This window comes from Serratia sp. CY37869 (assembly GCF_052168895.1).
GTDB classification, from domain to species: Bacteria; Pseudomonadota; Gammaproteobacteria; order Enterobacterales; family Enterobacteriaceae; genus Serratia; species Serratia ureilytica.
Genome location: NZ_JBJNLU010000001.1, coordinates 1176723 through 1202934, shown reverse-complemented (window position 1 = coordinate 1202934; position 26212 = coordinate 1176723). Strand labels below are relative to the sequence as shown.

26 protein-coding genes are annotated in these 26212 nt (G+C 57.2%); 11 read left to right on the top strand and 15 right to left on the bottom strand.

Annotated features, from left to right (window positions below; translation table 11 throughout):
• Positions 1 to 312: 312 nt before the first annotated feature.
• Entirely contained in the window at positions 313 to 630 is a 318-nt protein-coding gene (locus tag ACJ8J1_RS05800) for an antibiotic biosynthesis monooxygenase family protein (protein WP_033643329.1), read from the top strand.
• A gap of 46 nt (positions 631 to 676) precedes the next feature.
• Here ACJ8J1_RS05800 and zinT read toward each other — a convergent pair whose 3' ends face one another.
• Entirely contained in the window at positions 677 to 1327 is a 651-nt protein-coding gene (zinT, locus tag ACJ8J1_RS05795) for a metal-binding protein ZinT (protein WP_033643330.1), read from the bottom strand.
• Between the two features lie 298 nt (positions 1328 to 1625).
• Between zinT and ACJ8J1_RS05790 the strand changes: the two genes are divergently transcribed.
• The gene (locus ACJ8J1_RS05790) at positions 1626 to 3161 is read left to right on the top strand and encodes a SpoVR family protein (protein ID WP_033643331.1); all 1536 of its coding nucleotides are present in this window, start codon (positions 1626 to 1628) and stop codon (positions 3159 to 3161) included.
• Positions 3162 to 3218: 57 nt separating this feature from the next.
• Here ACJ8J1_RS05790 and fadR read toward each other — a convergent pair whose 3' ends face one another.
• Positions 3219 to 3938 carry a fatty acid metabolism transcriptional regulator FadR gene (gene fadR, locus ACJ8J1_RS05785; protein WP_033643333.1) on the bottom strand — a complete coding sequence of 240 codons (720 nt, stop codon included), beginning with the start codon at positions 3936 to 3938 and terminating at the stop codon, positions 3219 to 3221.
• A gap of 243 nt (positions 3939 to 4181) precedes the next feature.
• On the opposite strand from fadR, the gene nhaB reads away from it, so the two are divergent.
• The 3 genes from nhaB to ACJ8J1_RS05770 all read left to right on the top strand — a co-directional run bounded on the left by nhaB (position 4182) and on the right by ACJ8J1_RS05770 (position 7809).
• On the top strand, positions 4182 to 5747 hold the full coding sequence (gene nhaB / locus ACJ8J1_RS05780; RefSeq protein ID WP_033643334.1) for a sodium/proton antiporter NhaB: 1566 nt from the start codon (positions 4182 to 4184) through the stop codon (positions 5745 to 5747).
• A 120-nt stretch (positions 5748 to 5867) separates the two neighbouring features.
• Positions 5868 to 6398, top strand: a complete 531-nt coding sequence (dsbB, locus tag ACJ8J1_RS05775) for a disulfide bond formation protein DsbB (RefSeq protein ID WP_033643335.1) — start codon at positions 5868 to 5870, stop codon at positions 6396 to 6398.
• Positions 6399 to 7047: 649 nt separating this feature from the next.
• Positions 7048 to 7809 carry an aspartyl/asparaginyl beta-hydroxylase domain-containing protein gene (locus ACJ8J1_RS05770; RefSeq protein ID WP_033643337.1) on the top strand — a complete coding sequence of 254 codons (762 nt, stop codon included), beginning with the start codon at positions 7048 to 7050 and terminating at the stop codon, positions 7807 to 7809.
• A 118-nt stretch (positions 7810 to 7927) separates the two neighbouring features.
• On the opposite strand, the gene ACJ8J1_RS05765 is transcribed toward ACJ8J1_RS05770, so the two are convergent.
• From ACJ8J1_RS05765 to ACJ8J1_RS05750, 4 genes are all read right to left on the bottom strand, one after another.
• The gene (locus tag ACJ8J1_RS05765; protein WP_025159803.1) at positions 7928 to 8374 is read right to left on the bottom strand and encodes a YcgN family cysteine cluster protein; all 447 of its coding nucleotides are present in this window, start codon (positions 8372 to 8374) and stop codon (positions 7928 to 7930) included.
• A gap of 122 nt (positions 8375 to 8496) precedes the next feature.
• Positions 8497 to 9153 (bottom strand): fumarylacetoacetate hydrolase family protein, encoded by a 657-nt coding sequence (locus ACJ8J1_RS05760; protein WP_033643338.1) that lies wholly within the window; start codon positions 9151 to 9153, stop codon positions 8497 to 8499.
• A 58-nt stretch (positions 9154 to 9211) separates the two neighbouring features.
• Positions 9212 to 10234, bottom strand: a complete 1023-nt coding sequence (locus ACJ8J1_RS05755; RefSeq protein WP_033643339.1) for a lytic murein transglycosylase — start codon at positions 10232 to 10234, stop codon at positions 9212 to 9214.
• A 28-nt stretch (positions 10235 to 10262) separates the two neighbouring features.
• Positions 10263 to 10535 carry a YcgL domain-containing protein gene (locus ACJ8J1_RS05750; RefSeq protein ID WP_033643340.1) on the bottom strand — a complete coding sequence of 91 codons (273 nt, stop codon included), beginning with the start codon at positions 10533 to 10535 and terminating at the stop codon, positions 10263 to 10265.
• A 136-nt stretch (positions 10536 to 10671) separates the two neighbouring features.
• Here ACJ8J1_RS05750 and minC point away from each other — a divergent pair, with 136 nt between their 5' ends.
• From minC to minE, 3 genes are read left to right on the top strand one after another with little or no spacing between them, the layout of a single operon-like run.
• On the top strand, positions 10672 to 11367 hold the full coding sequence (gene minC / locus ACJ8J1_RS05745) for a septum site-determining protein MinC (RefSeq protein WP_033643342.1): 696 nt from the start codon (positions 10672 to 10674) through the stop codon (positions 11365 to 11367).
• A 25-nt stretch (positions 11368 to 11392) separates the two neighbouring features.
• Positions 11393 to 12205: a septum site-determining protein MinD gene (gene minD, locus ACJ8J1_RS05740; protein WP_004932300.1), complete on the top strand. Its 813-nt coding sequence runs from the start codon at positions 11393 to 11395 to the stop codon at positions 12203 to 12205.
• Positions 12206 to 12208: 3 nt separating this feature from the next.
• On the top strand, positions 12209 to 12478 hold the full coding sequence (gene minE, locus ACJ8J1_RS05735; RefSeq protein WP_004932303.1) for a cell division topological specificity factor MinE: 270 nt from the start codon (positions 12209 to 12211) through the stop codon (positions 12476 to 12478).
• Positions 12479 to 12715: 237 nt separating this feature from the next.
• On the opposite strand, the gene rnd is transcribed toward minE, so the two are convergent.
• The 5 genes from rnd to ACJ8J1_RS05710 form a co-directional block, all read right to left on the bottom strand.
• Positions 12716 to 13837 (bottom strand): ribonuclease D, encoded by a 1122-nt coding sequence (gene rnd, locus ACJ8J1_RS05730; RefSeq protein WP_033643343.1) that lies wholly within the window; start codon positions 13835 to 13837, stop codon positions 12716 to 12718.
• 81 nt (positions 13838 to 13918) lie between these two features.
• A complete protein-coding gene (gene fadD, locus ACJ8J1_RS05725) occupies positions 13919 to 15607 on the bottom strand; it encodes a long-chain-fatty-acid--CoA ligase FadD (RefSeq protein WP_033643344.1) in 1689 nt (562 codons plus the stop codon).
• A gap of 209 nt (positions 15608 to 15816) precedes the next feature.
• Positions 15817 to 16407 (bottom strand): Slp family lipoprotein, encoded by a 591-nt coding sequence (locus ACJ8J1_RS05720; RefSeq protein ID WP_021503867.1) that lies wholly within the window; start codon positions 16405 to 16407, stop codon positions 15817 to 15819.
• 101 nt (positions 16408 to 16508) lie between these two features.
• Positions 16509 to 17210, bottom strand: coding sequence for a tRNA (adenosine(37)-N6)-threonylcarbamoyltransferase complex dimerization subunit type 1 TsaB (tsaB, locus tag ACJ8J1_RS05715; protein ID WP_033643345.1), 702 nt, complete (start codon positions 17208 to 17210; stop codon positions 16509 to 16511).
• A 79-nt stretch (positions 17211 to 17289) separates the two neighbouring features.
• Positions 17290 to 19206, bottom strand: a complete 1917-nt coding sequence (locus ACJ8J1_RS05710) for an ATP-dependent DNA helicase (protein ID WP_004932318.1) — start codon at positions 19204 to 19206, stop codon at positions 17290 to 17292.
• A gap of 133 nt (positions 19207 to 19339) precedes the next feature.
• On the opposite strand from ACJ8J1_RS05710, the gene ACJ8J1_RS05705 reads away from it, so the two are divergent.
• On the top strand, positions 19340 to 19684 hold the full coding sequence (locus tag ACJ8J1_RS05705; RefSeq protein ID WP_004932322.1) for a RidA family protein: 345 nt from the start codon (positions 19340 to 19342) through the stop codon (positions 19682 to 19684).
• Between the two features lie 61 nt (positions 19685 to 19745).
• Here the strand turns inward: ACJ8J1_RS05705 and mdtI are convergent, their stop codons facing one another.
• The 4 genes from mdtI to zwf form a co-directional block, all read right to left on the bottom strand.
• Complete coding sequence (gene mdtI / locus ACJ8J1_RS05700; RefSeq protein WP_016927446.1) at positions 19746 to 20075, bottom strand: multidrug/spermidine efflux SMR transporter subunit MdtI; 330 nt, start codon at positions 20073 to 20075, stop codon at positions 19746 to 19748.
• Positions 20062 to 20430: a multidrug/spermidine efflux SMR transporter subunit MdtJ gene (gene mdtJ / locus ACJ8J1_RS05695; protein ID WP_004932327.1), complete on the bottom strand. Its 369-nt coding sequence runs from the start codon at positions 20428 to 20430 to the stop codon at positions 20062 to 20064. Before mdtJ ends, mdtI begins: the two co-directional genes overlap by 14 nt.
• A 552-nt stretch (positions 20431 to 20982) precedes the next feature.
• Positions 20983 to 21624 carry a bifunctional 4-hydroxy-2-oxoglutarate aldolase/2-dehydro-3-deoxy-phosphogluconate aldolase gene (locus ACJ8J1_RS05690; RefSeq protein ID WP_033644288.1) on the bottom strand — a complete coding sequence of 214 codons (642 nt, stop codon included), beginning with the start codon at positions 21622 to 21624 and terminating at the stop codon, positions 20983 to 20985.
• A 154-nt stretch (positions 21625 to 21778) separates the two neighbouring features.
• Entirely contained in the window at positions 21779 to 23254 is a 1476-nt protein-coding gene (gene zwf / locus ACJ8J1_RS05685; protein WP_033643346.1) for a glucose-6-phosphate dehydrogenase, read from the bottom strand.
• Between the two features lie 447 nt (positions 23255 to 23701).
• Here zwf and ACJ8J1_RS05680 point away from each other — a divergent pair, with 447 nt between their 5' ends.
• Positions 23702 to 24574 carry a MurR/RpiR family transcriptional regulator gene (locus ACJ8J1_RS05680; protein ID WP_033643347.1) on the top strand — a complete coding sequence of 291 codons (873 nt, stop codon included), beginning with the start codon at positions 23702 to 23704 and terminating at the stop codon, positions 24572 to 24574.
• Between the two features lie 190 nt (positions 24575 to 24764).
• A complete protein-coding gene (gene pyk / locus ACJ8J1_RS05675) occupies positions 24765 to 26207 on the top strand; it encodes a pyruvate kinase (protein WP_019452801.1) in 1443 nt (480 codons plus the stop codon).
• Positions 26208 to 26212 lie beyond the last annotated feature (5 nt).

The following is a 26212-nucleotide window of genomic DNA, read 5'->3' as shown; positions in this document are numbered from 1 at the left end:
TATCATTGATGTCATGGAAAATTGGCGTGATAAGCAACATGGATTTAACAGAATATAAAAATATCAGCTAACCTATAAATAGAATAAAAAACCACAAAAACAAAAAATACCAAAACAACTGGCAAATAACGGCACCACCCGCTGCAGCAGAAAAATCGCGTAAATTTTCAGCCCTTAATAGCCTTATTTTTACTGTTGGAATAAAGCGGCGTTCACTGTGGCGCCATCTTGTTTTCGCTGCAGCACGATATGAACGTTCAAGCCCCCAGCCGCGCCCAGAGTTCATACTGTCGCTATTCAGGAGAACCTCGCATGTTCATCGCTCTCTATCAGTTCTCAGTCAAAACCGGACACGAACACGCTTTTCGCCAGGCCTGGCTTGAATTGACGCAGGGCATCTATCAGCAACGCGGCAGCCTGGGCTCGCGCCTGCATCGGGAGGTGAACGGCAAATATATCGGCTATGCGCAGTGGCCAAGCCGCTCGGCATGGGAAAACGCCGGTGATATTCAGCTGGATGAACGGTACCGAGCGGCTCGGGATCGTATGCGCGCCACTTTATTGGCGGATGAAACGCTATTTGAAATGGACGTCACGGACGATTACCTGCAAATCAGGTCGTTCGACTGACCACAAGCCCACGCGTGCGGGCTTGTGGTGGCAGAAGAGAGAAGCATCAATGATGCAGCATCTCGTCCACGACTTCTTTGGTCTGCAGCTGGAATGGGTAGTAGGTCGGCCAGTTATCCATCTCTTTCAGCAACGCCTCCTGCGACGTGTTGCCCATAAAGATATGGAAATGCGCCGATTTGCGCGGCCCGATAATGTGATCGCTGAACTGTACGAATTTCGGCGCCTGGCTGTCGGCATCCTGGCACTCGAACAGATAACGCACGCCTTTCTTACCGGAGACATACGTTAGGATCTTATGCCCGGCGTACTTGTACTGACAGGCGCTGGATTGGTCGCCACGGTGAAATTCCATGATACCGTTCTCAATGCCAATGGTATCCACATCGGTGGCGTAACCTTTGCGGTAATACGCCTTCACCTCTGCGAAGGTTTTGCTCTTATCCTGCGCCGCTTTCTTCTTGAACACCGGGTCAAGATCCCCATTGATCAGATACGGATACACGGATTGCCATACGCCCTCCCAATCCGCCAGGTCGCGATCTTTGACGTCTTTATCGTCGAACACGCCTCCCTCCGCCTTTTTTTCCACTTCCGTCAGCGGCTTGCCATGTGAATGATGCCCGTGAGCCAACGTTTGCCCACTGATGAACAGCGCCGCCAGCGCCACTGCCAATTTGCCCAAATGCCTCGTCAAAACGCGCTCCTTGTCCGTTATTGAGAAAAATGAAAAGTTACAATATAACATAACAGTTTTCAATCCCTGTCGCACAGCAGGCAATGTGTTGCACGCCCCTGCCGCAGGGCTATACTCGGAGAAGATGCGCGGTGTTGCACCGCCTTCTGCCGGGACGGGCGCCGGATCGACCGCCGTTCGCCCCTTTGCGTACCGGCATTTTTATTTCACTGATTTGCAATGGTTAATTATGACTTGAACTATGCTTGTTACAGGGTCTGCCGTTTGAGCAAGGCCCGTGAATAATGAGGGTGCGCTGATGACTACTTCAACACATGACAAGGTTAAGGATGATAAACGTCTGAGCGATGGACCGGACTGGACGTTCGAACTGCTGCAGGTGTATTTGGAGCAGATCGACCGCGTCGCCAAGCATTACCGGCTCGACACCTACCCCCATCAGATCGAGGTGATCACCTCAGAACAGATGATGGACGCCTATTCGAGCGTCGGCATGCCGATCAACTATACCCATTGGTCCTTCGGCAAAAAATTCATCGAAACCGAGCAGCGCTACAAACAGGGCCAGCAAGGGCTGGCGTATGAAATCGTCATCAACTCCAATCCCTGCATCGCCTACCTGATGGAGGAGAACACCATCACCATGCAGGCGCTGGTGATGGCGCACGCCTGCTATGGCCACAACTCGTTCTTCAAGAATAACTACCTGTTCCGCAGTTGGACCGACGCCAGCTCCATCGTCGATTACCTGCTGTTTGCTCGCCACTACATCAGCCAGTGCGAAGAACGCTACGGCGTCGAAGAAGTGGAACGGCTGCTGGACTCCTGCCATGCGCTGATGAACTACGGGGTCGACAGGTACAAACGCCCGCAAAAAATCTCTTTGGTGGAAGAAAAAGCGCGCCAGAAAAGCCGCGAAGAGTATCTGCAAAGCCAGGTGAATACGCTGTGGAAGACCCTGCCACGCGTCGAGCGCGAAGAGTCGCCTGAGCAGGCGCGCCGATATCCGAGCGAACCGCAGGAAAATATCCTCTATTTTATCGAGAAGAATGCGCCGCTGCTGGAACCGTGGCAGCGTGAGGTGCTGCGCATCGTGCGCAAAGTCAGCCAATATTTCTACCCGCAAAAACAGACCCAGGTAATGAACGAGGGGTGGGCGACCTTCTGGCACTACACCATCCTTAACCATCTTTACGACGAAGGCCGGGTGACCGAGCGGTTCATGCTGGAGTTTTTGCACAGCCACACCAACGTGGTTTATCAGCCGCCGTACAACAGCCCATACTATAACGGCATCAACCCCTACGCGCTGGGCTTCGCCATGTTCCAGGACATCAAGCGCATCTGCCAATCGCCGACCGAGGAAGATCGCTACTGGTTCCCGGACATCGCCGGTAAAGACTGGTTGGACACGTTGCACTTCGCCATGCGCGACTTTAAGGATGAGAGCTTTATCAGCCAGTTCCTGTCGCCCAAAGTGATGCGCGACTTCCGCTTGTTTACCGTGCTGGACGACGATCGCAACAACTACCTGGAAATTGCCGCGATCCATAACGAAGCGGGCTACCGGGCAATCCGCCAGGAGCTGTCGGCTCAATACAATCTGAGCAACCACGAGCCGAACATTCAGATCTGGAACGTAGACCTGCGCGGCGACCGTTCGCTGACGCTGCGCTACATCCCGCAGGAGCGCGCGCCGCTCGATAAGAGCCGCCGCGACGTGTTGAAGCACCTGCATCGCCTGTGGGGCTTCGACGTGATCCTCGAGCAGCAAAACGAAGACGGCAGCGTGGAATTGCTCGACCGCTGCCCGCCGCGGCCTACGCCGCTGTAACCGCCATAACGACAAAGGGCGCCAACACGGCGCCCTTATTATGTCATTCGCACGGCATCAGCGGCGCGCTTCGGTCAGATCGCTCGGCATGGTGCCCTGCATGCTCTGCCAAATCGCCCCGCTGTCTTTACCGTAGTTGCGCACGGTGTCCATCACCTGGTCGTACAGCTTCTCATGGCAAAGCGTAGACAGCTTGCTGTAGAAGGTCAGCGCCAGCTTGCGCGCTTCCGGGTTGGAGAAGTAGTAACGGCCCACGCGGGTGTACAGCCCTTTCAGGCCGTTGAAAATCAGGCCATAGATCGGGTTGCCGGAAGCGAACGCCAGACCACGGAAGATCTCATAGTCCAGGACATTGAAGGCATCCGCCTGATCTTCCACCTCGGCGGCTTTCGCCAGCACTTCCTGCGCCTGCTCAGGATGATTGCGCACCGCAGCGCGAATAAAGATCGACGCGATATTGGTACGCACGGACAGCAGGTTATCGATCAGCTGCGGGACGCTTTTGTGATCGAGACGAGCCACGGTCTCAAGGATATTGAGGCCGGACGTTTCCCAGAAATTGTTCACTTTGGTCGGTTTACCATGCTGTATGGTCAACCAGCCATCGCGGGCCAGACGTTGCAACACTTCACGTAACGTGGTGCGCGTGACGCCAATCAACTCCGAAAGCTCACGCTCCGCGGGCAAAATAGAGCCAGGGGGGAAGCGATTATTCCAAATACTCTCAATAATGTACTCTTCCGCGAAACCGGCAGGACTCTGCGCCTTTATGACCATGTGTTTGACGTTCCGTTGCGACGATAAAATCAGTAAAAGTAATCAGCTCATCATACCAGATCACACAGACATGACATAGCGTGAGCGAAAAACAATAAACGAAAGTGTGCATAAAGTGGCAAAAAACGCGCAAAAACACCGGCCCTGAGAAATTTGCCGCCGTAAAACAAGCTCCGGTTGCGCCCGCCCCCGCCGCGTTGTTAGGGTACGTGCTACGACTGATTTAAGGATGCATAAAGGACAATGGAAACAACCCTGCGCAGCGCCCTGCTCAAAAACTTCCTGGGGCAATCTCCCGACTGGTACAAACTGACCATTCTCATTTTCCTGGCGATCAACCCGCTGGTGTTCTTTTTCGCCAGCCCGTTTCTCGCGGGTTGGCTGTTGGTGATCGAGTTCATCTTTACCCTGGCGATGGCGTTGAAATGTTACCCGCTGCTGCCGGGCGGCCTGCTGGCGCTGGAGGCCGTGGCCATCGGCATGACCAGCCCGGCGCAGGTTTCGCAAGAAATCGAACACAATCTGGAAGTGCTGCTGCTGCTGGTCTTTATGGTGGCCGGCATCTACTTTATGAAGCAACTGCTGCTGTTCGTGTTCACCAAACTGCTGCTCAATATCCGCTCGAAAACGCTGCTGTCGCTGGCGTTCTGCCTGGCGGCCGCCTTCCTTTCCGCCTTCCTCGATGCGCTAACGGTCGTCGCGGTAGTGATCAGCGTCGCCACGGGGTTCTATTCCATCTATCACAATGTGACGTCGAACCGCTCCGACGGCGACATCGGCGATGACAGCGATTTCACCGGCGAAGAGCGCAAGCAGACGCTGGAGCAATTCCGCGCCTTTCTGCGCAGCCTGCTGATGCACGCCGGCGTCGGCACCGCGCTCGGCGGAGTCATGACCATGGTGGGCGAGCCACAGAACCTGATCATCGCCAAAAGCGCGGGCTGGGGCTTTATCGACTTCTTCCTGCGGATGGCGCCGGTCACTTTGCCGGTGCTGGCATGCGGCCTGCTGGTCTGCTGGCTGGTAGAGCGTTTTCGCCTGTTTGGCTACGGCACGCCACTGCCGGAAGCGGTGCGTGAGGTGCTGAAAGAGTATGATCGCAAGGCCACCGCAGGCCGCAGCAAGCAAGAAAGGCTCAAGCTGGTGATGCAGGCGCTGATCGGCGTTTGGCTGGTGCTGGCGCTGGCCTTCCACCTGGCGGAAGTTGGGCTGATCGGCCTGTCGGTCATCATTCTCGCCACATCGCTGTGCGGCGTGAACGACGAACACGCCATCGGCAAAGCGTTCCAAGAGGCGCTGCCGTTCACCGCCCTGCTGACGGTATTTTTCACCGTGGTGGCCGTGATCATTGAGCAACACCTGTTCAGCCCGGTGATCCAGTTTGTACTGCGCGCCGAGCCCGCTTCTCAGCTTTCGCTGTTCTACCTGTTCAACGGTCTGCTGTCGTCGGTTTCCGACAACGTATTCGTCGGCACGGTTTACATCAACGAAGCGCGCACCGCGCTGGAAACCGGCGCCATTGCGCTGAAACAGTTCGAACTGTTGGCGGTCGCCATCAATACCGGCACCAACCTGCCTTCGGTCGCGACCCCTAACGGCCAGGCGGCGTTCCTGTTCCTTTTGACGTCGGCCTTGGCGCCGCTGGTGCGTCTGTCGTATGGCCGCATGGTGTGGATGGCTCTGCCTTATACGATCGTATTGACCGTGGTCGGCCTGCTGTGCGTACAGTTCACGCTGGAGCCGGCGACCGAACTGTTGACACAGTGGCACTGGCTGACGCTGCCGCCTGTCGACGCCATCGGCCACTGATGCGGCGCCGGCAGGGTAAACCGACTATTTTTACGCTGAAACCGGCCCAGGTGGCTGGCAGCGAGGGGGAATTGGTTTACACTGCCGGTTCAATTGCTTACTGCATGGAAGAATCTAGATATGTTGCAATTCTTTAACCGCTGTTCACAAGGACGCGGCGCCTGGCTGCTGATGGCCCTGACAGCGTTGGTGTTGGAACTGGTCGCGCTCTATTTCCAGCACGTTATGCTGCTGCAGCCCTGCGTCATGTGCATTTACGAGCGTTGCGCGCTGTTCGGCATCCTCGGCGCCTCACTGGTGGGCGCCATCGCGCCGAAAACGCCGCTGCGCTATGTGGCGATCCTGCTGTGGATCTACAGCGCCTGGGAAGGCGTACAGCTGGCGTGGAAACACACCATGATCCAACTGCACCCCTCGCCGTTCAATACCTGCGATTTCTTCGTCAGCTTCCCGTCCTGGCTGCCGCTGGATAAATGGCTGCCTGCGGTGTTCCACGCTTCCGGTGACTGTTCCGTGCGTCAATGGCAGTTCCTGACGCTGGAAATGCCACAGTGGCTGGTGGGTATCTTCGGTGCCTATCTGCTGGTGGCGCTGATTGTGCTGATCGCGCAATTTGTCCGCCCACGCCGCCGCGATTTGTTCGGCCGCTGATAGGCCAACAAACAAAAAACGGCGCCTCAGGGCGCCGTTTTTTTAGGGTATTACTGTTGAATTCAGAGATAACCCCATTTCAGGTATGTGTAAGGAAGTAAACGAGCACGATCAGTGCCCCAGCTACGGCAAACAGACGGACCATTTTCATTGTTATGCTCTCGAACTTGCGGGAGAGCGGCCAAATTACCCAACTTATCGTTTAAAAAGAAGCATCCTGGCTCGATTAAGCGCGTAATTTACATAACATTAAACTTCTGCGTTGCCAGCGGGCCAACACATGCTGTGCAGGCACTTTCCTCACGGCCTGCGGGCATCAATAAATTACCGTTATTTATGAACGACTGCGTCTTTGTCACATTCAGAGCACAATATTTTGGTGAAGTTTGCCCATAAAATCCTTATAGTATCGGCAAAGTGAGTACTACCGATTTCCCTGGTGTTGTTGTGTGTCTTGCCCCTCATCTTTGCAGGGGCTTTTTTCCTTCTCCCCCAACCGTCAGTCCCCGCTGCCTTTAAATAAATCATTCAAATTTAACTCTGCGCGGTATCACTCATCGGCCATCGCTCGCGCACTAATGATTAAAATCGTTCGTGATTCTTTCCTTATGCTGAATGCAGTAGGCCAATGATATCAAGGACACGATTTATGCCGGATAGCACCTTTCCCCCCACGTCTCAGCGCCCGTTCCTGCGGCGCATGCTGCTCAAAGCAGGGAAAAAATTCCTGCGCTGGAACGGCGAATTTCAGACTCGCCATTCGCTCATCTCCACTACGCCGCGGATCGGTAATCATGAATTTAATTGGGTGACGGCGCTGGAAGCCCGTTGGCCTGCCATTCGCCAAGAGTTGGATCGGTTACTGGAGCACCCGGAGGACATCCCCGCGTTCCACCAAATATCACCGGATCAGAAACGCATCTCCAAAGGGGATAATTGGAAAACCTTCGGGCTATTTGTCTACGGGCAGCGCGTTGATGAGAACTGCGCCATTTGTCCGCACACCGCACAGGCGGTCAGCGAGATCCCCGGCATGCGCACCGCCATGTTTTCGATCCTTAAGCCGCACTATCACATCGTCCCCCACAAAGGCCCGACTCGTGCCGTGGTGCGCGCGCATTTGGGATTGATCGTGCCAAAGGATCGGGAAAAGCTCTGGATCCGCGTCGACGATCAGATCCTGCACTGGGATGAAGGCAAGGTCATTTTATTTGATGACTCTTATGAACACGAGGTGCGCAATGATACCGACGAACTGCGTGCGGTGCTGTTTCTCGATATCGACCGGCCGATGGACAAAGTGGGGACGGCGGTAAATAAACTGCTGTTCAGCCTGATTAAAGCCAGCCCTTACGTGAAGCAGCCGCTGAAAAATCTGGCCAACTGGCGCCGCCGCGACAAAAAGGAGTGAAGTGACGGCTTATGCCATAACCTCACGCCTGCCGGTTAGCGCAATTGCAGAGGGCGGTGTGTCCTGACACGCCGCCCTCTTGCATGAAAACGCGTCTTGCTGCGCAAGGGGGCCGGCGTTATCTGGCCCAGTCCGGCTTGTTGAGGATATGGTCCTGCCAGTCCACCACTTCGCTCTCGCGCACCGCGATATGCCGTACCGTGATGCGCTCACCGTGCATCGCCGCCTTGGAGCCGCTCAGCAACGGGTGCCAGGGGAACAGCGGCTTGCCCTCACCGATCAGGCGATAGGCGCAGGTCGGCGGCAACCAATCGAAGGTGGTGAGGTTTTCGCGCGTCAATTTGATGCAGTCCTCTTCCAGCTCGAAGCGCCGCTCGTAGTTACGGCATTGGCAGGATTTGATGTTGAGCTGGTTGCAGGCTACGTTGGTAAAATAAATCTCGTCGGTATCTTCGTCGATCAGCTTATTCAAACAGCATTGCCCGCACCCGTCGCACAGCGATTCCCACTCTTGTTCTGACATTTCCGCCAGCGTTTTCTGTTGCCAAAAAGCGAGTTGTGACATGTTAGCGTCCGGTTTCGGTAAATGGATAACTCACCTGCGCACAGGTTCGAGGGGGGACTATATAGACATTTTAGCCGCGAGATGCAAGTTTTGCCGCCGACGATGCCGGCGGCCAACAGCGATCAGATCACCCGGGTGCTGAGCGCTTTACCGTTCAGACTGATTTTCAGCATGTCGCCGGAAGCCATCGGGCCTACGCCCTGCGGCGTGCCGGTCAGGATGATGTCGCCGGCGCGCAGCGTGAAGAAACGGCTCATGTAGCTGATTAGCGGCAGGATCGGCGTGATCATGTCACGCGTATTGCCCTGCTGGCGCAGTTGATCGTTGACGGTCAACGACAGCTCGGCGTTTTGCGGATCGCCGAATTCCGCCACCGGGATAAATCCCGACATCGGGCAGGAACCGTCGAAGGCCTTGGCCTTTTCCCACGGCTGACCGGCTTTTTTAAAACCGGCTTGCAGATCGCGCAGCGTCAGATCAAGCGCCACGCCGTAACCGGCAATCGCACGCGCCACGCGATCTTCGTTGGCCTGCTTCAACGGCGTGCCGATCAGTACCGCCAGCTCTACCTCATGATGCACCGCACCGAACTCTTTAGGGATGGCCACCGGCTGGCGGATATCGCATAACGCCGTCTCCGGTTTGATAAACACCACCGGCTCGACGGACACCGCACTGCCCATTTCCTTGATGTGATCGGCGTAGTTGCTGCCGACGCAGACCACCTTGTTCACCGGGAAATCGAGCAGCGAACCCTGCCAGTCTCTGTGTTGATACATACCGCTTCTCCCAAACTGTAGAGGCTTGGCGCGCCAAGCCGATTATTGGTGTGCCGGATCAATGCCCGATCGCGTCTGCCATCATACCCACGGCGATAGCGAAATAGTAAGAGCGATTCCAGTGCATCAGGGTGCGGAAATTATCATAGACCAGGAAGGTCCGCCCCTGCAGATCATCCGGCGCGATGATCCAGCCGCGCTGCACGGCGTGCGGCAACGCGCGGCCATCCGCACGGCGCACGCCGCGTTTCTGCCAGTCGTTGACGCTGCGCGCCTGCGCGTCTTTCAGGCCCAGTTCGGCTCGATTGAAGCCGGCGGGCAGTTTGACCTCGCGCCCCCAACCGATGCCGGGCTGCCAGCCCTCTTTAGACAGGTAGCTGGCCGTGGACGCGAAAACGTCGTCAATGTTATTCCAGATATCGATGCGCCCGTCACCGTCGCCGTCCGCCGCATAGCGCAGGAAGGAGCTTGGCATAAACTGACATTGCCCCATCGCGCCGGCCCAGGACCCTTTCAGTGGCGTATCGCCAACGTGCCCCTGTTCGACTATCTGCAACGCCGCCAGCAGCTCCCGGCTGAAAAAGGCCTCGCGGCGCCCTTCGAACGCCAGCGTCGCCAGCGCGGACACCACGTCCTCCCGCCCCTGGATCTTGCCATAGGCGCTCTCCATGCCCCACAGCGCGATGATATAGCGCCCCGGCACCCGATAGCGTTCGCTGGCCCGCAGCCATTGCGCATGGCGCTGCCGGTACAGTTCACGCCCCTGCCGCACCTTGGCGGGCGACATCACCCGCCGCAGGTAATCATCCAAAGTGATCTTCTGCTCCGGCTGATTGCGGTCGGCCTTGATCACCCGATCGACGAAGTGGATTTGCGCAAAGGCGCGGTCAAGGGTGGCCTGACTGATGCCCTGTTCCCGCGCCCGGCGCTTCAGTTGCTCGACATACGCCGAGAACTGCGCCGGATCGCGCCCGCTGGTCGCCAGCGTCGTCTCCTGCGCCGCCTGCGGTGCGCCCGGCATCATCGCACCGCCCAGCGCCAGCCAAACGGCCAACGCGGTACTTCTCGCCGAACGTGTCATCATGCCTCCCCTGACCGTGGCGGCGGTCTCAGGCCTTGTCGCCCGCCAAATGCTGATTGAGCAGGTTTTCCACCGGCGGCGGGAACTGCAGGTAATAACCTTCGTCTTTCAGCGCCTGTTTCACCTTTTCGATATCCGCCGAGGCCAATTTCTTGCGTTCATCGAGTGAAAGCATCATGGCGAATTGCGGTACGCCGAAACTTTTCATCAGCGCTTCCGGCACACGAGAGAAATCGTCTTTTTTTTCGACATAAAGATAAGTTTGATCGCGTTTCGGGCTTCTATAGATCACACAAAGCATTTTTTTAACTCTATTTAATTGAGGGAGCGTCTTGCCTGGATATAACTCTGACTATAACATGCTTATAGTACATCGGAATATCGCACCCCGAGTGGTATTCCGGGGATTTAAAGTTGCTGAGACTGAGTCAGGATAGATGTCACAATCGCCAATTGAGCTAAAAGGCAGCAGTTTTACCCTATCGGTTGTTCATTTGCATAATTCGCAGCCCGAGGTAATACGCCAGGCGTTACAGGAAAAAGTTGAGCAAGCGCCCGCTTTTCTGAAAAACGCCCCTGTTGTTATCAACGTCGCAACGCTGGATGGCGATGCGAACTGGAAAGAACTTCAACAGGCTGTCGCGGCGGCAGGTCTGCGCGTTGTGGGTATCAGCGGTTGCAGAGATGAGCGTCAAAAGCGCGCGATAGCCCGTGCCGGGCTGCCGTTGCTGAGCGAAGGCAGAGGCCAGAAAATGGCGGCGCCGGAGCCTGCACCTGCGCCCGTGGTGGTGGACAACGCCCCCGCCAAAACGCGTATCATCAGCACCCCTGTCCGTTCCGGCCAACAGATTTACGCCCGCAACTGCGATCTTATCGTGACCAGCAGCGTCAGCGCCGGCGCCGAACTGATTGCCGACGGCAACATTCATGTCTACGGCATGATGCGCGGTCGCGCGCTGGCAGGCGCGTCAGGCGACACGCAATGTCAGATTTTTTGCACCCACCTGGCGGCTGAGCTAGTCTCTATCGCAGGGCAGTACTGGTTGAGCGACCAAATCCCGTCCGATTACGTCGGGCAGGCCGTACGACTCAGCCTGTTGGATAACGCTTTAACCATACAACCTTTAAATTAAGCCCTTTTGACAAGGAATCCATTTCATGGCACGCATTATTGTTGTTACATCGGGTAAAGGGGGCGTTGGCAAGACCACTTCGAGCGCGGCCATCGCTACCGGCCTGGCCCAGAAAGGCAAGAAAACCGTCGTGATCGATTTCGATATCGGCCTGCGTAATCTTGACCTGATCATGGGCTGCGAACGTCGGGTAGTTTATGATTTCGTGAACGTGATTCAGGGCGACGCCACGCTGAATCAGGCGTTGATCAAAGACAAACGCACTGAAAACCTCTATATCCTGCCGGCTTCGCAGACACGCGACAAAGACGCGTTAACCCGTGAAGGCGTTGAAAAAGTCCTCAACGATCTCGGCGAGATGGATTTTGACTTCGTGGTCTGCGACTCACCGGCCGGTATCGAAACCGGTGCGCTGATGGCGCTGTATTTCGCCGACGAAGCTATCATCACCACCAACCCGGAAGTCTCTTCGGTACGCGACTCCGACCGTATCCTGGGCATCCTTTCCTCCAAATCGCGCCGCGCCGAGAAAGGCGAATCGCCTATCAAGGAACACCTGCTGCTGACCCGTTACAACCCGGGCCGCGTCAGCCGTGGCGACATGCTGAGCATGGAAGACGTGCTGGAAATCCTACGCATTCCATTGGTGGGTGTGATCCCGGAAGACCAGTCCGTACTGCGTGCTTCCAACCAGGGTGAGCCTGTCATTCTGGATGCCGAGTCAGACGCCGGTAAGGCGTATGACGATACCGTTTGCCGCTTGTTGGGGGAAGAACGCCCATTCCGCTTCATTGAAGAAGAGAAGAAGGGTTTCCTGAAACGCCTTTTTGGGGGATAAACCATGGCCTTATTAGACTTCTTTCTGTCCCGCAAAAAACAGACAGCCAATATAGCCAAGGAACGGCTGCAGATTATCGTCGCAGAGCGTCGTCGCGGGGACAGTGAGCCCCCGTATCTGCCTGATTTGAAACGCGATATTCTGGCGGTTATTTGCAAATACATTCAGATCGATCCTGAAATGCTGCATGTGCAGTTCGAGCAGAAAGGGGACGATATTTCGGTACTTGAACTTAACGTGACATTACCGGAATCGGAAGAAGCAGCTAAATGATTGCGACGCATTAATTACCCCCTGTATATTTTATGCAGGGGGTAACTGTATGTGTATCCAGTTATTAAGCATTATCGGCAGCAAAAAATCGATTTTTCCCTTTGGGACAATTCCCAATTAACTTTGCCGCCACCTCGTTTAAAGTAAATTCTGGCCAGATTTACCTTCAACGCATTATTTCCTGCCTATATTCACCCGAGCAGAGTTTCCCTACCCTGCCCTGGTGATAACCAGCGATTAATAATCTTTCAGGATGTCCTGCAACGGCGCCATTAATAAATCGCCGCGCCAGCCGCTGATTAATTCAGGGCGACTCTCGCCGTCCTTCAGTTTCCAATGCCAGTTCAACAATTGGTTAATTTGGCGACGGGATGCCAGCAGCTCGCTGCTCAACCCGCTTTGCTCGCTGACGCTGGCGATAGCGGCCTTGATGTCCTTAAACACCTTCTTGTAGCCCGGCTGATCGATAAGGTTAGCCAACGGCGCCGGCAACTCGGACTCCTCCAGCGCTTCGGCTTCGGCCACCAGCGCCAACAGCGTTTTGCCGTGATAACGGATCTCCGGCCCGCTCAGGCCCAGCGAATCCAGTTCTCCCAGCGAAGACGGCATAAAGCGCGCCACCTGCCACAGGTTCTCCTCGCGAACCACGAAGTTCACCGCCAGATCGCGCTCGCGCGCCTGGCGCAACCGCCATTCCGCCAACTTCTGCAGGCACCCCAGCTGACGCGGGCGCAACTGCCAGGCATTGCTGATTTCGCGATAGGCCACTTCCGGCGCCAGCGCCTCGCTACGGCGTTGGCACAGCAGCAAGCACTCGTTATTGGCCGCAGCGGTCCAGCCGGCCTCTTCAGTCTCCTGCACCAGCTGTTTGGCCATCGGCAGCAGGTAGAACACGTCGGCGGCCGCATACACGCACTGTCTTTCAGTCAGCGGGCGCGCCAGCCAATCGGTGCGCGACTCGCTCTTGTCCAGTTCAACCTTCATGTACTCCGCCACCAGCGTCGCAAAGCCGCAGGAGAGCGGCCGACCGGTAAAGGCCGCCAGGATCTGAGTGTCGATCATCGGCGTCGGCAGCGTTTTAAAGGCGTTGAGAAACACTTCAAGATCTTCACTGCCGGCATGCAGAAACTTCACCACGGCGGTGTCGGCCAGCAGCTCGATAAACGGTTGCCAGTGCTTGATCGGCAGAGGATCGATAAGGGAGAGTTGTTCACCGTCGTAAAGCTGGATCAGGCCCAGCTGCGGATAGTAGGTACGCGTTCTGACAAACTCGGTGTCCAGCGCAACCTGGGCATGCTTTCTCGCCTGCTCGCAGACCTGCTGCAATCCGGCATCGGTAGTGATCAACTGATAATTCAAAACATCATTCTCTTGTAGGATTCAAACACAACAACGCCGGCATTCACCGGCGTTGTTGATAGGCTGACGCGAAAGCAAAACCTAGGCGGCATCGGCCGGCTTAGGCGCTTTTTGCTCATCGCGCAATTCTCGCCGCAAAATCTTGCCGACGTTCGACTTCGGCAGTTCATCGCGGAACTCAACAATTTTAGGCACTTTATACCCGGTCAGGTGGCGTCGGCAATGGGTCAACAGCTCTTCCTTGGTCAGCGAGGCGTCTTTCTTCACCACGCAGATCTTCACCGTTTCGCCGGAGGCCTCGCTGGGCACGCCGATTGCCGCACATTCCAGCACTTTCGGGTGCTGGCTGACCACATCTTCAATCTCGTTCGGATACACGTTGAAACCCGATACCAGGATCATGTCTTTCTTGCGGTCGACGATGCGCACAAATCCCTGATCGTCCACGGTCACCACATCACCGGTCGCCAGCCAGCCGTCTTTCAGCACTTCGTCGGTGGCATCCGGGCGCTGCCAATAGCCTAACATAACTTGCGGCCCTTTGACCCACAGTTCGCCCGGCTCGCCCGGCGGCACGTCATGGCCGTTGTCGTCCACCAACCGAATGTCCGTCGACGGCACCGGCAGACCGATGCTGCCGCTGTAGTGTTTAAGATCGTAAGGGTTGCCGGCCACCAGCGGCGCGCACTCCGTCAGGCCGTAACCTTCCAGCAGGTGTTTGCCGGTGGTTTTCTCCCACTTCTCGGCCACCGATTTTTGCACCGACATGCCGCCGCCGACCGAGAAACGCAGCGTAGAGAAATCGAGCTTGTGGAAGTCTTCGTTGTTCAGCAACGCATTGAACAGCGTATTCACTCCGCTCATGGCGGTGAACGGGTATTTGCCCAATTCTTTCACCAGGCCCGGAATGTCACGCGGGTTGGTGATCAGCAAATTGCGCCCGCCCAGATCGATAAACAGCAGGCAGTTCACCGTCAGCGCGAAAATGTGATACAGCGGCAGCGCCGTCACCACCAGCTCCTGCCCTTCACGGAACAGCGGCGAATAGGCGGCCTTAGCCTGCTCAAGGTTGGCCTGCATGTTGCGGTGCGTCAGCATCGCCCCCTTCGCCACCCCGGTGGTGCCGCCGGTGTATTGCAGGAAAGCCAGATCGGCATTAATGATGTCCGGTTTTACATATTGTAAACGGCGGCCGCGCTGCAGCGCGCTGCGGAAGGAAATGGCGTCCGGCAGGTTGTATTTCGGCACCAGACGCTTAACGTATTTGACCACGAAGTTGACCAACGTGCCCTTGGCGGCCGACAGCTGATCGCCCATGCGCGTCAGGATCACGTGTTTGACCTGGGTGTTGAACACCACTTTTTCCAGCGTATGGGCAAAGTTGGAGACGATGACGATGGCGCTGGCGCCGCTGTCGTTCAACTGGTGCTCCAGCTCGCGCGGGGTATACAGCGGGTTGACGTTGACCACCACCATGCCGGCACGCAGAATGCCGAACAGGGCAATGGGGTATTGCAACAGGTTAGGCATCATCAGCGCGACGCGGTCGCCCTTCTTCAGGCCCAGCTCATTTTGCAGGTAAGCCGCGAAAGCCCGGCTGCGTTCTTCCAGTTTGCGGAAGGTCATCACCTCGCCCATATTGATAAAGGCGGGCTGATCGGCATAGCGCTGCACGGCATGCTCAAACATTTCGATCAACGACGAATAGCGATCGGCATCAATCTCTGCGGGCACATCTGCCGGATACCGTTTTAACCAGACCTTATCCAAGGTATTACTCCTGAAATCATTACTAATTATCATCGCAGCCCTCAAACTCGCAGCCTAACCATAACAATATTTTAACTCAGCAGACCAGTTCGGGTTTTAAACATTACTCAGGTTGCGATGTACGTCACTAATTGTCGGATATTCCTTATCCCAAAAAACAAAAGGGCGGCCTGAGCCGCCCTGTCAAATTTGTTCACATCAAGCGTATGTTACTCGGTTACGATGGTTTGCACCTGTGCCGGGCCGGGGTTGTACCAGCCATAGCCGGCGCCCCAGCCGGGTCCCCACGGGCCACCGCGCCAGCCCCAAGGGCCCATCGGCGCAGGTGGCATCACCACCTGCTGTACCAGATGCCAGCGCTTGAAACCGGTCACGTTCATCGTTACGAAGCGATATGGCGTCATGCCGATCCGCCCCTCTTTCAGGCCGGTGATAGGGCCGACGACGGTCACCAGTTGGCCTTTGAAATCGACCGGTTCGAGGAAGCCGTTCACCGTGGCCAGCAAGCGGCCGTTCGACGGTTCACCCAGTATCGGCCGCGCACCGCTGTCGAGCGGCACCGCCGCGATCTCCAGCAGCGTGCGCCCTTGTTCGTTGGCGACGTTCACCACGGTGCCGCCAAAGCGGGCTTCCGCGCCGGTAAACAGGTTCGGTGCATTTTGTACCGAGGAAAGCTGAGTCACCGGCGAAGGGCTGGAGCCTTTGATCGCATCCGGTACGGTGACGCACCCGGTCAGAACCAGCGCGCCGCAGGCGACGGCCAGCAGCGACAGCTTTTTACTTGCAGTGCGGATTAACATGGTCGCAATCTCCTGAAATGCCTGTAACTTTGACCGCGTTTCAGCGCTCAAGTTGCAGGCCTTCATCGCCCGGCATCAACATCAGCACAATAACGCCGCGATTACTCGCGGCCCGGCAGTTTTTTCCAGGTCACTTCATTGCGCAGGTAGGTCGGCTCGGCGTTTTCCACCGCCACCGCCAGCCCCTGTTGCCAGGCGTGCAGCGCCAGCGGCAGCATGTCTTCCGCCTGCGGCAACAGCATCTGGCCGTCGCGCACGCTCAGCGTGGAACCGTTGACCAGATCGGGGTAGGTTTGCCAGCCGGTGCCGACGTGGGCCCATTCGCCCTGCAGGCGCTGTGCACGCTCGAGCGCCTGCGCCGGCGACAGCACCGCCTCGCCTTCGCTTTCCAACCAGCGGCCGTCGGCCTGACGCTCGAACTGCCCCCAGTAGACCTCGCCCATACGCGCATCGATCGCCGCCAGCACACGCTCCGCGCCGCTGACGCGCCAGGCGCCCTGCGCCATGGTTTGCAGCGTAGAAACGCCGATCATCGGCAGATCGGCACCCAGCGCCAGGCCCTGAGCGATGCCGATGCCGATGCGCACCCCGGTAAAACTGCCGGGGCCGCGGCCGAAGGCCAGCGCATCGAGCTGGTTGAGCGCCAGGCCGGATTCCGCCAGCACCTGCTGCACCATAGGTAAAATACGTTGCGTATGCTCGCGTGGGCACAGCTCAAACAGGGCGTGGATTTCGCCTTGATTCCAGACGGCGACGGAACAGGCTTCCGTCGCGGTATCGATCGCTAAAATTCGCGTGGACATGCCAACCTCTGGCGGGAATAAAACTGGGTTTTTCATACAGGGCGCGCATTGTAGCACAGCCCCGTAAGCCCTTCATCTTTCACGTGGCCGACGTATCAGCGGCCTGCAAGAAGGCGATCGCCTGCTTCAGATCGCGGGTACGCGGCGTAGGCGGCAGGCTATTGAGGAACACCTCGCCATAAGGGCGCATCACCAGACGGTTATCGCAGATCACCAGCACGCCGCGATCGTCGGTATCGCGGATCAAACGGCCCACCCCCTGTTTCAGGGTGATGACCGCATCCGGCAACTGCACGTCATTGAACGGATCGCCGCCGCGCAGGCGACAATCTTCAATGCGCGCCTTCAGCAGCGGATCGTCCGGTGAGGTAAACGGCAGCTTATCGATGATCACGCACGACAGCGCATCGCCACGCACGTCCACCCCTTCCCAGAAGCTGCTGGTCGCCACCAACAGCGCGTTACCGGCGGCGACGAACTGTGCCAACAGCTGCCCTTTGCTGGTTTCCCCTTGCAATAAGACCGGCAGCGTCATCGTGGCGCGGAACTCTTCCGCCAGCTCGCGCATCATCTGGTGCGATGTGCACAAGAAGAAGCAGCGGCCGTTGTTGGCTTCGATTAATGGGCGCAGCATGCGCGCCAGCTGGCGCGCCCCGCCGGGCTGATTCGGCGAAGGCAAAAAGCGCGGCACGCACAGCAACGCCTGTTTGGCATAGTCGAACGGGCTCGGCAACAGCAGCGTTTTGGCCTTGGTCAGCCCCAGCCGTTCGGTGAAGTGACCCAACTGATCGTTGACCGACAGCGTCGCCGAGGTAAAGATCCAGCTGCCCGGCTTCTCGTCCAGCATTTCGCGGAAACGATCGGCCACCGTCAGCGGCGTCAGCGCCAACACGAAGTGGCGCGAATTGCACTCATACCAATAGCTGTAGCCCGGTTCCGTCACCGCCTTGAGGCGTTTGAGACGCGCGCGGTACAGCGTGGCGCGCTCAAAGGCGGCATCCAGCAGCGCCGAACGCCCCAGCGACAGTTTCATGACGTCATAACACAGCTCCAGCGCGTCATCGAGCAGCAACAAAGCACGCTGCACGTTCGGTTCGCCGAGCACATCCCGCAGGTTGCCGCGAAAACCCGGCTCCCCCAGATTCAGACGGAAATCTTGCGTGCTCAGGCTGAGACGGTCGGCGCTTTTTTGCAGTTGGGCGGCATCGCGCACCTCGGTGCGGTAGGCGATGGTGATGTCCTTCGCCAGATCCAGCAGTTGGCGGCTGGTGAGCTGCTGGCCGAAATACTGGCTGGCGATGTCGGGAATTTGGTGCGCCTCATCGAAAATCATCACCTCGGCTTCCGGGATCAGCTCGGCGAAGCCGCCCTCTTTCACCACCATATCCGCCAGGAACAGGTGATGGTTCACCACCACCACATCCGCATCCATCGCGCGGCGGCGCGCTTTGACCACGAAGCAATCCTGATACAGCGGGCAGTCGCTGCCGAGACAGTTGTCATTGGTGCTGGTCACCAATGGCCAGACGAAGCTGTCTTCCGCCACTTCGCTGCAGGTGCTGATATCACCCTCTTTGGTCTGCGACGACCACTTGCGCAGTTGCACCAGATCGATCAACGTCTGCCCCGCCAGCTCCCCGCCGGCCATCGACTGTTGCTCAAGACGCTCCAGACACAGGTAGTTGGAGCGCCCCTTCAGCAGCGCCAGCTTGCCTTTGTACTTCAGCGCCTTGGCGACGGTGGGCAGATCGCGCGCATACAGCTGATCCTGCAGCGCTTTCGAACCGGTGGAGATGATCACTTTGCGATCGGCACGCAGCGCCGGCGCCAGATAAGCGAAGGTTTTGCCGGTGCCGGTGCCGGCTTCCACCACCAGTTCCTGCTTGAAATTGATCGCTTCGGTAACGGCTTGCGCCATCTGCCGCTGCGGCTCACGCGGTTTGAATCCCTTGATAGCCTGCGCCAATGCGCCGTCTGTTGCAAAATCGTCTGTCACGCTGTCTCTCTGCCGGTGTCATTCAGCGGTGATTATGCCAAGCCTGCCGCCCGGCTACCACCCACTTTATCGCCGCGCTTTTTCATCACCGGCTGTGCTACCCTTAGCGGGACTATGATATGGAGATAAGCAAATGAATATCGAAAGAATTGATCCCGATCAGCGCTGGTCCGAAGCCGTGGTGCACAACGAGACCGTTTACTACACCAGCGTGCCTGAGAATCTGGACGATGACGCGACCGCGCAGACCGCCAACGCCCTTGCCGCCATCGACGTGCTGCTGGAACGTGTAGGGTCGGACAAAAGCCGTATTCTGGATGCCACCATCTTCCTGGCCAATACCGCCGACTTCGCCGCGATGAACGCCGCCTGGGACGCCTGGGTTGTCGCCGGCAGCGCGCCGGTGCGCTGCACCGTGCAGGCTCAGCTGATGAATCCGAAGTACAAGGTGGAAATCAAAATCATCGCCGCGCTGTAAGCCTCGCGCAGACGAAAAAAAACCGCAGACGGCAACGCCTGCGGTTTTTTATTGCCCGCTATCAGGACAGTTTGAGGATCACCATCCCCGTCAACAGCAGCGCCAGGCCAATCCAGCCTTTGGCGTTCAACCGCTGGCCGAACATGATCCAGCCTGCGGCGATGGTGGCGGCGATACCGAAACCGCCCCACAACGCGTAAGCGATTGACAGATCGATGCCCTTTACCGCCTGCGCCAGGGCGCTGAACGCACCGAGTACCGACAGCAGCGACAGCAATCCCAGCCAAATTTTACGGAAACCGTCCGACATCTTCAGGAAGATGTTGGCGATGATTTCCAGCACGATGGCCAATCCCAGGAACCCAATGTGGTACAACTCAAACTGTTGCATGGTTGTCACCTCGCGGGCTGACCTGTTTTCGCTCTTTGCGGGTACCGGATTTCACCAGCATGATACCGGCGATCAGCGTAGCCAGACCCAGTACCTTCAGCGCCGAAATGGGCTCGTCGAACCACAGCACGCTGAACAGGGTAATGAACAGAATGCCGATACCTTCCCACAGCGCATAAGCTACGCCCAACGCCACGCGTTTTACCGCTACTGACAGCAACACATAAGACGCGGTGATCATCACGTACATCACGATATGCCCGATCATGCCGCCATTGACGCTGGCGTATTTCATCGACAAGGTGCCGATGATTTCGGTCATGATGGCCAAACCTAAAAAGATCCAATAAATCATAATTTTTCTCCCAAACGGCGAATAACGCGCGCCAAGGCATATTTATCCCGATTTATCTCGTCGAACGGCCGCAGTACGGCGCGCAAGACGCAGAGATCCCTGGGGATAAACTGACCCAAACGCAAAAAGAATGTTTGTCCGGCTGAACGGTAGAGCGAAGGCGTAAGCCCGCTACCAGCACCGGTTAAGGGAGAAAGACGCTATAGCTCGCTGCACCAGTGATGCTCACTGGCAAGGATCGCAGACAGGAAGAGTTGGCACGTAGAGGTTCTGAGGGTAGTTCCGTTAATAGTCATCATAATAGTTCTCTATTATCAGCCGCACACCGTGCGATTTGCCCAATATCCTCATAAAAGTAAAATTTTCAACTGAGATATTTTTACCACAGCCAAAATAAGAAAGCAAACTGCCGTTTTCATAAAAAATCAGAAAAAAATGGGTTAAAAATAAGAAAGTTAATCGCGATAAAAATTAAAAAAGGCCCAACGGAGCGTTGAGCCTTGCGAGATCCGCGGGTGAGCAAATAAGCGCCAACCCCAGGCCTGGCGCGGGTTACAACGCGGCGCCGCTGACGGCGCTGCGCGCCAGTTCAGTGATGTGCGCGTAGTCGCCGCTTTCGAGCGCATCGGCCGGCACCAGCCAGGAGCCGCCGATGCACAATACGCTTTTTAGCGCCAGATAATCGCGGTAATTGTTCGGCGTAATGCCGCCGGTCGGGCAAAAGCGCACCTGCGGGAACGGGCCACCGATCGCCTGCAGCGCCTTCACGCCGCCGTTGGCTTCCGCCGGGAAGAATTTGAATTCGCGCAGGCCGTAATCCATGCCCTGCATCAGTTCAGATACGGTGCTGATGCCCGGGATCAACGGGATTGACCCCGCCGTCGCCGCCTGCAGCAAAGCGTCGGTCAGCCCCGGGCTGATGGCGAACTGCGCCCCGGCCTCGGTCACCTCCCGCAGCTGCTGTGGATTGATCACCGTACCGGCGCCGATGATCGCCTCCGGCACCTCTTGGGCGATAGCGCGGATAGCCTCCAGCGCACAGGCGGTGCGCAGCGTCACCTCCAGTACCCGCACGCCGCCGGCAACCAACGCTTTCGCCAGCGGCACCGCCTGCTCCAGCGTGTTGATCACGATAACAGGCACCACCGGCCCCGCCGTCAGGATCTGTTCAGCGCTGGTTTTCCAGTTTTTCATCATTCTTTCTCCATTACTCGCGGTTAACAATGGCACGCCCCTGCCACAGGGCTCCGCGCAAACGCGCGAACGTCCGGCCGTACCGTAAGTGATGTGGCCCACGCGCAGATCGCAGGCAAAAAAAAGCCGGCAGACGGGCTGCCGGCATTGCGCATTACTCGAACTCGTTCCAGGAACGGCCGTCGCGGGTGATCATCGCCACCGAGGCCACCGGCCCCCAGGTGCCCGCCTGATAAGGCTTAGGCGCTTCGTTGTCGGCTTTCCACGCGTCCATGATGGAGTCGACCCACTTCCAGGCCTCTTCCACTTCGTCACGGCGCACGAACAGCGCCTGAATGCCCCGCATGGTCTCCAGCAGCAGGCGCTCGTAGGCGTCCGCCACGTGCTCCTGGTTGAAGGTTTCCGAGAAACTCAGATCCAGCTTGGTAGTCTGCAGGCGGTGCTTGTGATCCAGCCCCGGCACCTTGTTCAATACCTGAATTTCGATGCCTTCGTCCGGTTGCAAACGAATGGTCAGCTTGTTTTGCGGCAGCTGCTGATAAGAGTCGCTGAACAGGTTAAGCGGCGGATTCTTGAAGTACACCACCACTTCCGAGCATTTGGTCGGCAGACGTTTACCGGTACGCAGATAGAACGGCACCCCGGCCCATTGCCAGTTGTCGATGTCCACGCGGATGGAAACGAAGGTCTCGGTGCTGCTGCTCTTGTTCGCCCCTTCTTCTTCCAGATACCCCGGCACTTTCTTGCCCTGAACGAAACCGGCGGTGTACTGACCGCGCACGGTGGTTTCCCGTACATTGGTCTGATCGATGCGGCGCAGCGAACGCAGCACCTTCACCTTCTCGTCGCGGATGCGGTCGGTGGTCAGATCCGCCGGCGGCGACATGGCGATCATGGTCAGGATCTGCAGCAGGTGGTTCTGGATCATGTCGCGCATCTGGCCGGCCTGATCGAAGTAGCCCCAGCGCCCTTCGATGCCCACCTCTTCCGCCACGGTGATCTGCACCGAATCGATGGTGCGGTTGTCCCAGTTGGACGCGAACAGCGAGTTGGCGAAACGCAGCGCCAACAGGTTCAACACCGTCTCTTTGCCGAGGTAGTGGTCGATGCGGTAGACCTGGGACTCGTTGAAGAACTCCGCCACCTGATCGTTGATCACGCGGGAGGACGCCAGATCGGTGCCCAACGGTTTCTCCATCACCACGCGCGCCGGCTCATGGTTCAGCTTGGCTTCGCCCAACCCTTTGCAGATGGCGCCGAAGGTGCTTGGCGGCATGGCGAAGTAGTTGATGGTGGTGCGGTGCTTCTGGTCCAGCATTTTACCGAGTTTGGTAAAGTTCTTGCTGTCGTTGACGTCCAGATTGCAGAAGTCCAGGCGCGCGCTCAGCGTGGCCCAGAGTTCGTCATCCAGCTTTTCCTTCATGAAGGTGCCAAGCGCTTCCTTGACCACTTCGGTATAGGCTTTTTTATCCCACTCCGCGCGGCCGACGCCGATGATCCGCGTATCCGGGTGGATGTGTCCGGCTTTCTCTAACTGGTACAGGGAAGGCAGCAGCTTACGGCGCGCCAAATCACCTTTCGCGCCGAAAATAACCAGGTCACACGCCTGGGCTGTAGAGGTTACCGCCATGTTCATCTCCTCGTTGCAGGATATTTGTAATTTTCTTACATTACTAATGTACTCTGTTTGACTACGGCCAGCAAACCCGGCGCAGAAGCAGAAAAAAGACGTTAAGATCTCAGTGGTAGCGCCACTGCGCGCCGGCGCCCTCACAGGCGGGCAAAACTGTAATTTTTCGTCTTTTTTGACGCTCTGTTACCATTATGAAAGTTAGACACAGGTCATATTCTGGTGAAAAAAGCCTGCATACGCCCTGTCGAGACTGCCAACGGTTACCAGCACGTAGTATATTTTCACTAAACCGGCATTGATTTCTCCTTTGTTTGCAATCGACATACCCTATCGATTTCAGGTTACAGCCGCTCGTTTGGCGTCTGCTTGCACGGCGAACACGGGCGAAATTCGGCGCTGTTGCTTGAAAGCCACAGGGATAAAACCATGAGTGACTCTCGTTATATGAATACGCTGGACAAAATCCAGAGCCATCTGGAGCTCCTGAGCAAATCTGAAAGGAAAGTCGCCGAGGTGATCCTGGCCTCCCCGCAGACCGCCATTCACTCCAGCATCGCCACGCTGGCGCGCATGGCCGACGTCAGCGAACCCACCGTCAACCGTTTTTGCCGTCGCCTTGATACCAAAGGCTTTCCCGACTTCAAACTGCATCTCGCCCAAAGCCTGGCTAACGGCACGCCCTACGTGAACCGCAACGTCGAGGAAGATGACAGCGTCGATTCCTACACCAGCAAGATCTTCGAATCAGTGATGGCCAGCCTGGATACAGTAAAGGCAAATTTGGATATTGCCGCAATCAATCGTGCGGTTGACCTGCTCACCCAGGCAAAAAAGATCTCTTTCTTTGGCCTGGGCGCCTCCGCCGCCGTGGCCCACGACGCGATGAACAAATTTTTCCGCTTCAATATTCCGGTGGTCTACTTCGATGACATCGTCATGCAGCGCATGAGCTGCATGAACTCCGGCGAGGGCGACGTGGTGGTGTTGATCTCTCACACCGGCCGCACCAAGAACCTGGTGGAAATGGCCCACCTGGCGCGAGAAAACGACGCCACGGTACTGGCTATCACCTCGCGCGACACCCCGCTCGCCCAGGCGGCGACCCTCGCGTTGCTGCTCGACGTGCCTGAAGACACCGACGTTTACATGCCGATGGTGTCGCGGATCGCGCAATTAACGCTCATTGACGTGCTCGCCACCGGATTTACCTTGCGCAGAGGGGCTAAATTCAGAGATAACTTGAAGCGGGTCAAAGAAGCGCTCAAAGAATCGCGCTTTGATAAAGGCGTAGTCATTCCCAACAGTTTTGACTCGTAACCCGACGAAGAAAAAAGTCGCCGTTCAACAGACATTTGAATGGCGACATCAGAGGCTGTACCCTGTTAATACGCTCATGCGGGTAACCCGGGTGAAATATCAGTGTTGTAAAATTACATTTCACGCCTGGTTTCGTTATCCGACGTTATCGCAACACCAATATTTGCTTCACCAGTCAACGGAGTAATACATGTCCAGACGGCTCAGAAGAACCAAAATCGTTACCACCCTGGGTCCGGCTACAGACCGCGACAATAATCTGGAAAAGATCATTGCCGCCGGCGCCAACGTAGTTCGGCTTAACTTCTCCCACGGCAGCCCGGAAGATCACCAGGCTCGCGCAGACAAAGTTCGCGAAATCGCTGCCAAACTGGGACGTCACGTCGCTATCCTTGGCGATCTGCAAGGGCCGAAAATCCGCGTTTCCACCTTCAAGGAAGGCAAAATCTTCCTCAACGTGGGCGATAAATTCCTGCTGGACGCCAACCTGTCAAAAGGCGAAGGCGATAAAGAAAAAGTCGGTATCGACTATAAAGGCCTGCCTGCCGACGTCGTGCCGGGCGACGTCTTGCTGCTCGACGACGGCCGCGTTCAGCTGAAAGTGCTCGAAGTTCAGGGCATGAAAGTATTTACCGAAGTCACCGTTGGCGGCCCGTTGTCCAATAACAAGGGCATCAACAAACTCGGCGGCGGCCTGTCGGCCGAAGCGCTGACCGAAAAAGACAAGGCGGACATCGTCACCGCCGCCAAGATCGGCGTCGACTACCTGGCGGTCTCCTTCCCGCGCACCGGTGAAGATCTGAACTATGCTCGCCGCCTGGCGCGCGACGCAGGCTGCAACGCCAAGATCGTGTCCAAGGTCGAGCGCGCCGAAGCGGTCTGCAGCGACGAAGCGATGGACGACATCATTCTGGCCTCCGACGTGGTGATGGTCGCCCGTGGCGATCTGGGCGTCGAAATCGGCGATCCGGAGCTGGTCGGGATCCAGAAGAAACTGATCCGCCGCGCCCGTACTCTGAACCGCGCGGTGATCACCGCGACTCAGATGATGGAGTCGATGATCACCAACCCGATGCCGACCCGCGCCGAAGTCATGGACGTGGCCAACGCCGTGCTGGACGGCACCGACGCCGTCATGCTGTCGGCGGAAACCGCTGCCGGCCAATACCCGGCGGAAACCGTGGCGGCGATGGCGCGCGTTTGTCTGGGCGCCGAGAAGATCCCGAGCATCAACGTTTCCAAACACCGTCTGGACGTGCAGTTCGACAATATCGAAGAGGCGATCGCCATGTCTTCGATGTATGCGGCCAACCACCTGAAAGGCGTCACCGCGCTGATCGCCATGACCGAGTCCGGCCGCACCGCGCTGATGATGTCACGCATCAGCTCCGGCCTGCCGATCTTCGCCATGTCGCGGCATGAGCACACGCTTAACCTGACCGCGCTGTATCGCGGCGTGACGCCGGTGTATTTCGACAGCCACAAAGACGGCGTCATCGCCGCCAACGAAGCCGTCAATCGCCTGCGCGACAAAGGCTTCCTGGTCTCCGGCGATCTGGTGATCGTCACCCAGGGCGACGTGATGGAAACCGTCGGCACCACCAATACCAGCCGTATCCTGCGCGTCGAGTAATTCAC